11 protein-coding genes are annotated in these 12440 nt (G+C 60.8%); 4 read left to right on the top strand and 7 right to left on the bottom strand.

Annotated elements, in window-relative coordinates; translation table 11 throughout:
- Window positions 1–26: 26 nt before the first annotated feature.
- Window positions 27–1049, bottom strand: coding sequence for a LacI family DNA-binding transcriptional regulator (locus AB6N07_RS19940; protein ID WP_370674801.1), 1023 nt, complete (start codon window positions 1047–1049; stop codon window positions 27–29).
- Between the two features lie 170 nt (window positions 1050–1219).
- Complete coding sequence (locus AB6N07_RS19935; protein WP_370678284.1) at window positions 1220–2608, bottom strand: M20/M25/M40 family metallo-hydrolase; 1389 nt, start codon at window positions 2606–2608, stop codon at window positions 1220–1222.
- 716 nt (window positions 2609–3324) lie between these two features.
- Between AB6N07_RS19935 and AB6N07_RS19930 the strand changes: the two genes are divergently transcribed.
- Together AB6N07_RS19930 and AB6N07_RS19925 are read left to right on the top strand one after the other, a co-directional pair.
- Window positions 3325–4035: a response regulator transcription factor gene (locus AB6N07_RS19930; protein WP_370674800.1), complete on the top strand. Its 711-nt coding sequence runs from the start codon at window positions 3325–3327 to the stop codon at window positions 4033–4035.
- 164 nt (window positions 4036–4199) lie between these two features.
- Entirely contained in the window at window positions 4200–5840 is a 1641-nt protein-coding gene (locus AB6N07_RS19925; protein WP_370674799.1) for a helicase HerA-like domain-containing protein, read from the top strand.
- A gap of 16 nt (window positions 5841–5856) precedes the next feature.
- Here the strand turns inward: AB6N07_RS19925 and AB6N07_RS19920 are convergent, their stop codons facing one another.
- The 3 genes from AB6N07_RS19920 to AB6N07_RS19910 form a co-directional block, all read right to left on the bottom strand.
- Window positions 5857–6357 carry an N-acetyltransferase family protein gene (locus tag AB6N07_RS19920; protein WP_370674798.1) on the bottom strand — a complete coding sequence of 167 codons (501 nt, stop codon included), beginning with the start codon at window positions 6355–6357 and terminating at the stop codon, window positions 5857–5859.
- A 22-nt stretch (window positions 6358–6379) separates the two neighbouring features.
- On the bottom strand, window positions 6380–8368 hold the full coding sequence (gene malQ, locus AB6N07_RS19915; RefSeq protein WP_370674797.1) for a 4-alpha-glucanotransferase: 1989 nt from the start codon (window positions 8366–8368) through the stop codon (window positions 6380–6382).
- A gap of 112 nt (window positions 8369–8480) precedes the next feature.
- Window positions 8481–9140: a haloacid dehalogenase type II gene (locus AB6N07_RS19910; protein WP_370674796.1), complete on the bottom strand. Its 660-nt coding sequence runs from the start codon at window positions 9138–9140 to the stop codon at window positions 8481–8483.
- A gap of 202 nt (window positions 9141–9342) precedes the next feature.
- Between AB6N07_RS19910 and AB6N07_RS19905 the strand changes: the two genes are divergently transcribed.
- Together AB6N07_RS19905 and AB6N07_RS19900 are read left to right on the top strand one after the other, a co-directional pair.
- Entirely contained in the window at window positions 9343–10200 is an 858-nt protein-coding gene (locus tag AB6N07_RS19905; protein ID WP_370678283.1) for a branched-chain amino acid aminotransferase, read from the top strand.
- Between the two features lie 244 nt (window positions 10201–10444).
- On the top strand, window positions 10445–10756 hold the full coding sequence (locus AB6N07_RS19900) for a hypothetical protein (protein WP_370674795.1): 312 nt from the start codon (window positions 10445–10447) through the stop codon (window positions 10754–10756).
- 3 nt (window positions 10757–10759) lie between these two features.
- Here the strand turns inward: AB6N07_RS19900 and AB6N07_RS19895 are convergent, their stop codons facing one another.
- Both AB6N07_RS19895 and AB6N07_RS19890 read right to left on the bottom strand, forming a co-directional pair.
- Window positions 10760–11527 (bottom strand): response regulator, encoded by a 768-nt coding sequence (locus AB6N07_RS19895; protein WP_370674794.1) that lies wholly within the window; start codon window positions 11525–11527, stop codon window positions 10760–10762.
- A gap of 197 nt (window positions 11528–11724) precedes the next feature.
- Window positions 11725–12321: a superoxide dismutase gene (locus AB6N07_RS19890; RefSeq protein WP_370674793.1), complete on the bottom strand. Its 597-nt coding sequence runs from the start codon at window positions 12319–12321 to the stop codon at window positions 11725–11727.
- Window positions 12322–12440 lie beyond the last annotated feature (119 nt).

Genomic DNA, 12440 nt, shown 5'->3' with positions numbered 1-12440 from the left:
CTCCCAGTTTTGTTTCAGGTCCGGCGCTACAGGAGATTGTCGCGCAGGAAGATGTCGATGCGAATCCGCTCCTGCTCGTCGATGATCTGCCAGTCCGACGTCAGCGACAGCAGCACGCGGGCCGCCGAACGCACTTCGTGACCGGGATCCTGGTTGATCACCGCGTCGATGGTCCCTCTCACCAGCGCTTCGCGGTTTTCCTCGATGAGCTCATGGGCGATGTAAACGATCTCGCGTGCCCGGCCGCTTGCCTCGAGCGCCGAGATGACACCGGCATTGCCGGCGCCGGCGTTATAGATGCCGGCGAGGTCGGTGTGCTGACGCAGGAGATCCTCGACCAGCTTGTGAACGCGGGCTGGGTCGTCGCGCCCTTCGCGGAGGGCGATGACATGGACGCCCGGAAAGTCCTGAGCGATGACCTGTTCGAAGCCGAAGCGCCGCTCGGCGTGGTCGCGCAGCGCCAGTGAGCCCGCCACCAGCGCTACCTTGCCTGTGTGGTTGGGCAGGAATCGGCCAATGAGTGAACCGGCGGTGCGTCCGGCAGCCGTGTTGTCGATGCCGATAAAGCGATCACGGCGCGAACTCGGAACGTCGGACACCAGCGTAACGACGGCGACACCGTCGGTCTTCAATGCGTTGATCGCCTCGCGCACGGCGGGATGGTCGAGGGCTGCGACCGCGACGCCTGCATAGCTTTCTTGCCGAATTTCCCTCAACGTATCGGCGAGGACCTCGCCGTCAAACACATCGACGTGGCGAATGTCGAAGCTAGCGCCCTTGTAGGGCAGCCAGTCGCTCAGACGCTGAATTGCCGATTCCAGGGCTTCGAAGAAGGGGTTATGGCCGCGCGGCAACACGAAGGCGAAGTGGCTGGTGGCGGGCTGAACCCGGCCGGCAAGGCTCGATGGCGCATATCCGAGCTGTCGGATGGCACTTTCTACCTTCTCAATGGTCACCGAACGTACGCCGTCGCGCCGGTTCAGAACGCGATCAACCGTCGCCACGCTGACGCCAGCAGCTTCAGCAACGGTCCGCAGGGTGATCTTCATTGAGGGGTCCAGCCTTCTAAATGATTTTTTTCACTCAATAAGGCTATGCAATTCCATCGTCAATGCGCAATAGGCTGGTTCAAACATTCATCCGATGAAAACAAAGCTTCGGTGAAATCGCGTGTCGAGACGACGCCGGCTTGCGGTCTGCCGGCGTCGCTTTTGCGACCTTATTTGGCGAGTGCGTCGAGGATACGGACCCAGGAGCGAATGCCGCCGTGGAAGCTCGACACTTCGTATTTCTCGTTCGGCGAATGGATGCGGTCGTCGTCGAGGCCGAAGCCGATCATCAGGCTATCCATGCCGAGAATTGACTTGAACTGCCCGACCACCGGAATGGAGCCACCGGAGCCGACCAGTGCCGGCGCCTTGTCCCATTCGGCTTCGAGCGCGGCCCGCGCCTTGCCCATCGCTTGCCCGTCGATGGCGAGATGGACAGCCGGGCTACCGCCATGCTCGCGGAACTCCACCTTGGCATCGGGCGGTAGTCGATCCTGGACATATTGGCGGAAAGCGGCGCGGATTTTCTGTGGATCCTGCCCGGCGACGAGACGGAACGATACCTTCGCCTCGGCGGTGGCCGGCAGCACTGTCTTGAAGCCGGGTCCGGCGTAGCCGCCGGCCAGCCCATTGATCTCACAGGTCGGCCGCGACCAGATTTTTTCGAGCACGGTCCGGTCGACCTCGCCGGCTGGCGTCGTCAATCCGGCGCCGCCGAGAAAGGCTGCTGGGTTGAAGCCCAGATTGTCCCAATTGGCCCTGAGTTCCGGCGAAATATCGGCGACGCCATCGTAAAAGCCGGGCACGGTGACGCGCCCCGCATCGTCATGCAGGCCGCCGAGAATTTTCGTCAGCACATGGAGCGGATTGAGCGCCGCGCCACCGAACGCACCGGAATGGAGATCATGGCTGGCGCAACGCAGCGAGATTTCTTCGCCGACGAGGCCGCGCAACATGGTGGTGACGGCCGGCGTTTTGCGGTCCCACATCTCGGTGTCGCAGACGAGCGCCACGTCGACGGAAAGCTCATCCCGGTTCGCCTCGAGGAAGGGGATCATCGAAGGCGACCCCGACTCCTCCTCGCCTTCCGAGAAGAAGGTCACGTTGATCGGCAGCGCGCCGGTCTCGGCGATCAGCGCCCGGCAGGCCTCAAGGAAGGTCATCAACTGGCCTTTGTCGTCCTGAGCGCCACGGGCAAGGATGCGCTCGCTACCATCGGGCTGCTTCTTCACGACAGGTTCAAATGGGGGCGAATCCCACAGTTCCAGCGGATCGACGGGTTGTACGTCGTAATGGGCGTAGAATAGGACGTGCGGTTTGTCGGGGCCAGCCTTGGTATAATGGCCGACAACCATGGGATGCTTCGGCGTCGACCGAACCGATGCGTCAAAACCCAGCGCGGTCAACTCGCCCACAAGCCAGGCCGCGGCGCGAGCGCAGTCGTCTTTGTAAGCCGGATCGGCGGAAATCGAGGGAATGCGCAGGAAGTCGAACAGCCGGCCGAGGCTTTTCGGGAAGTCGGCGTCGACGCGGGAAAGAACGGCATGAACGGACATCAGTGTCTCCAGGTAAGGTACGCCCATTATAATCTATTCATCCTTGATGCCACGAGCTCAAAGGGGTGTTCCAGCGGCAAAAGACTAAAACGCTTTATGAGCAAGCATTGGGATTGGGAATCACGTTGCTCTACGCCTAAGCCAGCAAACGACCTTCGCTTCTCCCGGTTTGGCACTCCCTCTCATGACCATTGGCAAAATTTTCCGCGTTTTAGGCTTTCCCTGTCGCCCCGGTCCTAAAATTCAGAGTAGTAAAATGCACCTCTGTAATCAGGGGCGGTGGCCGTTGGAGCTCCAAGGTGGATGGATTTCAACAAGATAATCGAAATGAGATTGTATCCAAAATCCAGTCTTTGTTTCTAAGTGAATACATACAATTTTTTCGATGTTATCTATCGATAAATTTCAACTAACAAGTTGATACTGAGGTTTAGTTCCGAAGAACTGCCTGGTTTAGGTTTATTGTACATGTGTGCGAAAGGTTATTTAAAGCCATTAATAGGATAAATGAAACTTGATCGGCTCTTTTGAAAACGAAGGGTATAGCAATTCGTGGGATATTGCCTTCTTTCGCGTTCAAAGCCTTTATCTGGCATCGAAGGTGCTCTAGAAGGAACCTGTTAGGTTGGTCATGCGGTTTCATGCGAAAAATAGCCGAAGCATGAAAACGCATGCAGTGAACTGACGACCTTTTAGGCGGCTGGGGGTAGGTCGAAACCATGAATACGCCAGACGACATACTGGCTGACGCAGTTGGCCTCCGCACATATTCCAGTGCAAACAAAATCTTCGAGGTCATTGAGCGCCGGCTTATAGGACATGGTGCCAGTCACGTGCTGGTCTCCGGCCTGCCGATGCCGGGTCGACCGGTGGAGCCGCTGGTTCTCCACATACGTTGGCCGGACATCCGTTCCGAACGGGGGCAGCTGATAACGATTAACAAGGGCGACCCGGTGCTTGAACGCTGCCGTGTTGCCCATCGGCCTTGTCTCATCGACGGAGTCAGCATTTCCGGACATTCCGATCTGGTGGCTGCCGCTGGACCAGAGGCCTCGGCTCGCATCGTTGCGGTGCCGATCACCTCGATCCCACCCTATCAGGCGGCCGTCATCGGTCTTGGCGAAGTTCTGTCGCTGACCGAGCTGGATCTCGTGGCTTTCGATTTCCTTTGCAACCAAGCCTTCAGGCGACTGAGAGCTCTTGGTTATCTGGTGGATTCCCGCCCCGGCGATCTATCGGCGCGCGAGCGGCGTGTCCTTGAGCTGACCGCGCTTGGCATGACGGCGCAGGAAATTGCCGACGCCCTCAATATTTCCCAGCGAACGGTGCACGCTCACCTCCAGAACGCAGGCGAGAAGCTGGACGCCGGCAATAAAACCCAGGCGGTTGTCGAGGCGTTGCGTTACGGGCAAATCTCACTCGCCAGCTAATGGCGCTTCGAGATATCAAGTTTTTTGGCTCGCCGGTTCGCCGGCGGGCTTTTTCTTTGGTCGGTTCGCGAAAATATCCCTCCCGTCCATAGGCAGCGTTGAGGCGGAACCGTCGTCCGGGTTAAACAGTCTTGGGCACCGAGCATACCGGGAAGGATTTGCGCATGTTGGAAGAGGGCAAGGTCTACATCGGGTCGGGCACGAGGCCGGAGTATCTGGAGCTTAAGCTCGCCAACAGACATGGCCTCATCACAGGCGCCACCGGTACCGGCAAGACGGTGACGCTGCAGGTGTTGGCCGAAGGATTTTCGGATGCCGGTGTCCCGGTATTCTGCGCTGACGTGAAGGGCGATCTTTCGGGGATCGGCGCCCCCGGCGAGGCCAAGGATTTCCTCGAGGAGAGGGCACATGCCATCGGCTTTTCCGATGAATATCGGCTCAGGGCGGCGCCTACCGTCTTCTGGGATCTGTTCGGCGAGAAGGGGCATCCGGTTCGCACCACTGTGTCCGAGATGGGGCCGCTGCTGCTGTCGCGTCTGCTCGAGCTGAACGAGGCGCAGGAAGGCGTACTCAATATCGTCTTCAAGGTGGCCGACGATGAGGGGCTGCTGCTGCTCGACATCAAGGACCTGCGTTCTCTGCTCTCTTATGTGGCGGAAAATGCCGACGCCGTGACCGCCAACTACGGCAACGTCGCCAAGGCGACGGTGGGCACCATCCAGCGGCAACTCCTGGTGCTGGAGCAGCAGGGTGGCGAGTATTTCTTCGGCGAGCCGGGTTTGCAGATCTCCGATCTGATGCAAGTGACCGGCGATGGCCGTGGCGCAGTCAACGTGCTGGCCGCCGACAAGTTGATGCAGGCGCCGCGCCTTTACGCCACCTTCCTCTTGTGGCTTCTATCGGAGCTGTTTGAGGATTTGCCGGAGGTTGGCGACCTCGACAAGCCCAAGCTCGTCTTCTTCTTTGACGAAGCGCACCTGCTGTTTGACGAAGCGCCGAAGGCATTGGTCGACAAGGTGGAGCAGGTGGTCAAGCTGATCCGCTCCAAGGGTGTCGGTATCTATTTCGTGACGCAGAACCCGCTGGATATCCCCGAAAGCGTTCTGGCCCAGTTGGGCAACCGAGTGCAGCACGCGCTCCGTGCCTATACGCCGCGCGAGCAGAAGGCTGTGAAAGTAGCGGCCGAAACCTTCCGGCCCAATCCCGGGTTCGACACCTTCACGGCGATCACCGAACTCGGGCAGGGCGAGGCGCTGGTTTCGATGCTGGAGGGAAAAGCAGTGCCTTCGATCGTCGAGCGAACGCTGATCCGTCCGCCGTCATCGCGGCTTGGACCGCTGACCCAAGAGGAGCGAGCGGCGCTGATGGCGGCGAGCCCGCTTGCCGGTGTCTACGACACGGCGGTCGATCGGGAATCCGCCTTTGAAGTGCTCAAGGCGCGCGCCAACGGTACGCAGCAGGCGCACGAGCCGGTCGATCCGCCCCGCACGACGCGCACAAGCCCAGGTTTCAGTGTGCCGGACTTCGGGTGGAGCCGCCGCCGGGAAAGCGCGCCAACGCCTGAGCCCCGGGACGATGAGCCTGCCCGTCGGCCGCGCCTTGATGAATACGAGAACGCGGCCGAGCGCCGTCGTCGTGAGGAGCGCGAGGAGCGGGCGACCAGAGGTGGCACCTATGGCTATGGCGGCCGTCAAACAGTAGCCGAGGCCGCCATCAAATCGGTGGTCCGCTCCGTCTCGAGCCAGGTCGGCTCGCAGATTGGCCGGGCGCTGGTGCGCGGCGTGCTCGGAAGCCTCCTGAAGTAGGGGCGGCGACCCGTATTTATTTAGTGCTGGCGCCGCGAGAGTCGGCGTCAGTTGGTGAAAATACCACGTAGACTTTGGAAATCCTGCCCGGTTCCTTACGATAAGTACGGAATCCCATGGCCTCATAATAGGCAAGGCCAAGATCGTTGTTCTCGCCTATTGTTGCGTCGATGTTCGGTAACTTCGCTTTTCGGGCTGCTTCTCGCGTGGCTTGGAATAGGGTCTTTCCGATACCTTGGCGTCCTGCGCCGAGTTTCACGTAAGTCCCAATGACGCCCCAACCAGGTGGCACGCCCCAGCTATTTCCTTCGGTGGCGAGCTTCAGCGACTGAAAGCCGAGGATGTCTCCCTTGTCGGACTCCACAACTGAGCATTCTATTCTATCGGGATGTTCGACATAGAACATGCGAACATGCTCGATCGAGCAAGGACGGTTACTTTTCCAGGCCGCGAGTATTTCCCGAAGAACAACGCTCATGCCTTCGGCGTCCGCCGGCAAAGCCGGTCTGACCTTCATGGTGGTGCTCCCTATTTTATCTTTATCCCGCCGGTGGCTCCTTGCGCGCCGCCGCCAGTGTTTCGATGCACTGGGTGACGTCGGGCGTGGCGAGCAGGTCTTCGAGCGGCGCGGTCATGCGGCGGCGCCAGTTGGGATGCTCGGTGATGGTTCCCGGCAGGTTGGGCTGCTCTTCGAGCGCCAAAATGTCCTCAAGGGGTGCGATGGCGAGGCGTGAGCGCGACCGCCCAATGTGACGGAGCGCCGCTTCGACCACCGGGTTTGGATCGTCGGGCTGTGGGCGCGGCTCGCTGCCGCCAAAAGTCGCCCAAAGAAGGCCTCGGTCCCACGCCCTTCGCTCGTCCTCCTTCTCACGGTTGGAAGCGAGCGGAAGGCGGCCGAGGTCTTCGGCCCAGTTGAGATCGTGGCCCGCCCACCAGCCGGCAACGGTGGTGGTGTCATGGGTACCTGTCATGGCGACGCTGTCCGGTGGGTAATCCTGAGGGCCGATGAAGCCATGGTCGAGCGCCCGTTCGAACCACAGAACGCGCATGCCGAACATGCCGGTTGCGTCGATCGCTTCGGCAAAGCCGCCAGGCTTGGTGCCGAGGTCTTCGGCGACGATGAGCGCCTTCGCCCTGTGTGATTCGAGAGCGGCGAGGCGTGTGAGATCGTGGAATGGATAGGTGAGATAGGCACCATCGGCCGACGAGCGCCCTTCCGGCATCACCCATAGGCGCGACAGACCGAAGGCGTGGTCGATCCTGAGGCCGCCGGCGCGGCTCAGTGCCGACCGGAGGGTGGCGATCCAAGCCGCATAGCCGCTTTCAGCGAGGCCGCGCGGCGAGAAGGTGGTGAGCATCCAGTTCTGCCCGAGCGGGCCAAGCGGATCGGGTGGCGCGCCGATGGTGAGACCGTCGAGCAGGTGATCGCGCTGGCTCCAGCTGTCGCTGCCACCGGTGTGGACGCCGACCGCTAGGTCGGCCAGAAGGCCGATGCCCATGCCTGCCGCTTTGGCATGGCTCTGCACCGCTGCGAGACTCTCGTGGGCTAGCCACTGGACGAACAGATGAAAGGTGATCTCGTCCGGATTTTCGGCAGCAAACTGGCGTACCGTTGCGCCGTCGGGGTCATGAAACGGCGTTGGCCACGTCCGCCAGCCATCAAGGCCGCGTGCCCGAAATCGCACATCGAGCGCGTCGAAGATGGCATGACGGCGCAAGGCCTCGCCACCGGCGAGGCTGTCTTTGACAACGCGGGACCTGATCTCGGGCGCCAAGCTGTTGAAAACCGTCCGGAGCTGAGCGAGGCGCGCCGGTAGGGCGTTCTCCCAGTCAATCAAGGTGTCGCCGGCGTCGCCCGGCGGCAAGGGTGGCAAGCCGACCAGCGCCGGGTCACCCATGGCGCCGTTCAGGAATAATCGGCTTGAGGGCGAGTAGGGGCTGAAGCCAATGCCATGGCCGGGGAACAGGGCATGGACAGGATTGATCATCACGACATCGGCGCCACGGGCGGCAAAGCGCCCCACCGCGTCGTCGAGATGGCCGAAATGGCCGAACGGCTGTGGCGTCAAGCCACGAAGTGAGGGAATCTGGATCGAAGGCCCCCAGACGCGGCGTTCTCCGAGCTCGTCGATACCGTGGCAACGGGACGGAGCGACAGCGAGCGTCAACGCGTGCGCTCCGATGGAAAGGCGGTAGTAGCCTGGCTCGGCGATCGCTGGCAGATAGCCTCCCTCTATCGGCAATGCGCGGCTTGTTCCGTCCTCGGCGATGACATCCGCGCGGGCGAGGCTGGAGGGAAGCTGTATCGGCCGACCGACGTCGGCAACCAGAAGGGAGGGCGGACGCTGGCGCTCATCCTCGATCCTCGCAAGACTTTGGGCGATCGCGGCCGCGCTACCGGCGGGATAGCCAAGAGCGGTGGCGATGGCGCCGAGGGCTTCATCGCTCACCTCCTGCTGCCGGCCGGCGACGTCCCACCAGATTCGTACCAGGCCGATTGCCGCGGCGAGCGCGTGAAGCTCGGTCATGTCTGCCCCCTGATGCCGCGGCGGGATCTTCGCCCGACGTTGCCGAAAACACTGCTAAAACCTGCGGATAGGACGTTAGCGAGACGAGGTTACGAAGAGGGTAATCACCCTGTCAGAGCTTTGTCAGACCGGTAAGATCGGAAAGTTCGGCCGCCGGCCGCATGTCGGGATATTCGTCGAGCGCGCCGGTGCGGTTGATCCAAACTGTACGGAAGCCGTACTTGGAGCCGCCAGCCACGTCCCAGCGGTTGGACGACTGGAAGGAGATGGCGCTTGGGAAAACGCGGAAATGCGTCGTTGCCATTTCATAAACGCGCGGGTCGGGCTTGTAGCAACCGATCGTGTCCACGGACAGCACGTCGTCGATGATGTCGCCGAGACCGGCGGCACGGATCGCCCTGTTGAGCATCAATGGACTGCCGTTCGATAGGATGGCGATGCGGGTGCCTGCAATTTTCAGGTCGCGCAGCACCGCCGGCACCTCGGGAAAGCAGTCGCAGCTGCGATAAGCTTCGAGCAGCTTCTCGCGCAGGTCCGGATCCACCTGCGGATAAACGGCGAAGGCAGCGTCGAGCGCGTCTTTGGTCAAGGCCCAGAAATCCTTGTAGGCGCCGGTCGCCGACCGGATCCAGGAGTATTCGAGCTGCTTGGTGCGCCATAGCTCGGACAGGCGCTGTGCATCCGGGCCAAGTTCGGCGGCGTGCCGGCGAACAGCCGAGTGGACGTCGAACAGCGTGCCGTAGGCATCGAACAGGAAGATCGGATGGTACATGCCGCTGTCTCCACTCGCAGCCGTCGATTCGTGAATCCAGCGGCTTTCGCAACTTCGGTATCGGATATATTCGGTTATCTTGAAACCGGCAAAACAGACATGCGGAAAAGCCTGCAGAGGGGCGGGTTTTCATCCGGTCGTTGTCACATCGCCGCGTTGCCGGCGATATGACAACGACCGCAACCAGAAACGGAAGGACAGTATCGTGGCGTGGTCTCAAACGTGGACGTGGTTGGACGGAAAATGGCACGAGGGCAACGTGCAGATCATGGGCGTCAGGACGCATTCTTCCTGGCTCGGCTCGTCAGTGTTTGATGGCGCCCGCTATTTCGAAGGTGTTGCGCCCGACCTCGACCTTCATTGCCAGCGCGTCAACCGCAGCGCCATCGCCATGGGCCTTGATGCCCTCCGCCCAGCCGAGGAGATAGAGGCTTTGGCCCGCGAGGGCTTTGCCCGCTTCTCAGGCGACGCGGCGCTCTATATACGGCCGATGTACTGGGCCGAGGATGGCGGTTTCATGGGCGTGCCGCCGGAAGCCGAATCGACCCGCTTCTGTCTCAGCCTTTACGAGGCGCCGATTCCCTCGATCGACGAGGGCTACGCGGTGACCACCACACGCTACCGCCGCCCGTTGCCCGAGACGGCGCTGGTCAACGCCAAGGCCGGATGCCTCTATCCCAACAATGGCCGCGCCATGCTGGAGGCCAAGGCCAAGGGCTTCGACAACGCGGTATTGCTAGACGTGCTGGGCAATGTCTGCGAACTCGGCACGGCAAACCTGTTCATCGCCAAGGACGGTGTCGTGATGACGCCGGCGGCTACCGGCGTATTCCTTGCCGGTATCACGCGCTCCCGCATCATCCAGCTTTTGCGCGACGATGGGTTTGACGTCCGCGAATGCGTGCTGAAAACCGAGGATCTGGCCGCGGCCGACGAGATCTTCGCGGCGGGTAACTATGGAAAAGTTACGCCGATCCTGCGCTTTGAGACACGCGAGTTCCAGGTTGGCCCGGTGACTCGGCGGGCTCGTGAACTCTATTGGGCGTATGCCCACGCCTGAGAAAAGGGGCGGCTTTCCTTGGCCCGTCCTCTTGAAAATGCCGTCGTTGAGACGAACATCAGGGGGGATGTGACCCGAGCTGCGCAAAGCCGCCGGCTCGAATACCAAGATGTATTGAAAATGTCTCTTGGTATTCTGCTTGTCGATTTCTCACGCCACTGATGCGAATGAGAAATCGACAATGGTTCACTGAGCGGATGCGTCAGCATCATCGCGAATTGGTATAAACCGTGAGGAGGCAAATATGCGGATGACAGCGGCTGCCGGACTGATGATTGCGCTTTCGCTTGGCTCCGCCCTTCCAGTGGCGGCCGCCTCCTTTATCGCCCGACCGACCGAGGCATTGGCCTGCCCGGACGGCGCGGGCGGCGGAAATCTCTGGCAGGGCTATTTCCACGGGCGCAAGGAGGTCGACCACGGCTGGATGAAGTACGAGGATGCCGCCGAGCGTCGCTGCTTCAAGACAGAAAAATTCTGCCGCAACTGGCTCTACAATATGCAGAGCGAGTATAGCGAAAACGTGTGGTCGGCCGTTTGTACTCGTAGCGGCGGCTGATGATCAACGGTCACGTGATGGCTGTGCCGCTGGTGCACGCGGCCGCCGTGAGCGCTTGACGACAACCGGAATGACGGGCGCCGCGCGTTCGCCCACCAAGTCTCCATAAACGGCCTCATTAGCATTGTGGCGGAAGCCGATATGGGTAATCAAGAAGCCGAGATCTTCGGGCGGCGGCGGCATGCCGAGAGGTGCATCCGGCAAGAGGCCTCGGCTCCGCAGCGAGGCAGCCTCACGCAGCGCCAGCAGCCGCTCTTCCGAAACGATTTCCGCGGACTGCCCCGACCGGCGCTCCGGGCCTCGATAGGTGGGATCATTGCGCCGCCGGCGATCGGGACCGAAATAGCCCGATCCGGTCTTTACATAGACGCGAGGGCGCCCGAAGACCGTCAGCAAGCGCTCGGCAAGATAGTTGGACGACATCGGCTTGACCGCGATCTCGTCGATCCCGGCCATCACCGCCTTTTGTACGTTCTGCCGGCTGGCATGACCGGTCATCAGCAGGATTGGCACCATGCGGTTGATGATGGCGCCGCCATGACGGATGCGGTCTGCGAAAGCAAAACCATCCATTGGCTCCATACCGAGGTCAGACATGACCAAGTCGACGTGCCGGTTGGTCAGGAATTCGAAGGCTTGATCGGTACTGGAGAATTCGTGGACATTGCGAAAGCCGAATTCGTTGAGCATGCCCGCCACAAAACGGCGAAAACGGGGGCTGTCGTCGACGATGATGATCGTCCGAGCGATGAATTCCGTCAGTTTAGGCATGGCGCCCCGTCAACCGTTGCACAACTTGAATTAAATAAACCGGAGAGCGAAACACCCCGGTTCCCACCACGATAGTGATAGTGGCTCGCTCTGCGTCGGACAATACATATTGCTGGATAAAGCTAGGGCCCCGGACGCTCCGGGGCCCTGATAAGAACGCTCCGCATCACAATCGGCGGGCGCGAAAGACTGCCAGCTCAGCTAGCCTTGGCGTAGAGTTCGGCGACGAACTCCCAGTTGACCAGGTTATCGAAGAAGGCTTCGAGATACTTCTGACGCAGGTTGCGATAGTCGATGTAGTAGGAATGCTCCCACACGTCGACGCCGAGCAGCGGCGTTGCGCCAGCGACCAGCGGGTTCTCGCCATTCGGCGTCTTGGAAATAGCAAGCTTGCCATCCTTGAGCGACAGCCAGGCCCAGCCGGCGCCGAACTGCGTCATGCCCGCCTGAATGAAGTCCGCGCGGAACTTGTCGAGACCACCGAGGTCCTCATTGATCTTCTTGAGGAGCTCGCCAGGAATGGCACCGCCGCCGTTCGGCTTCATCCACTGCCAGAAATAGAAGTGGTTGTAATGCTGGGCGACGTTATTGAAGACGGCGGGATTCTTGCCGAAGGAGCCCTTCACGACCTCTTCGACGCTCTTGCCTTCCCACTCGGTGCCCTTGATCAGGTTGTTGCCATTGTTCACGTAGGCGAGGTGATGCTTGTCGTGGTGATACTCAAGCGTCTCGCGCGACATGTAGGGGCCAAGCGCATCATAGGCGTAGGGAAGGTCGTTCAGCTCGAAAGCCATGGTCGTCTCCTCAAAAAGCGCGTTCTAAAACGGAGCATCTCCGCTTGGCGGTGGTGCATGCAGAATAGATAGTCACTTTTCCTGATATCGGCAATGAGACACGAGTCGATTCATGGCTC

Origin of the sequence: Pleomorphomonas sp. PLEO (assembly GCF_041320595.1) — a bacterium.
GTDB lineage: Bacteria > Pseudomonadota > Alphaproteobacteria > Rhizobiales > Pleomorphomonadaceae > Pleomorphomonas.
Note: the sequence above shows the minus strand (reverse complement) of the source record. Positions and strands in the feature narration are given on the sequence as shown.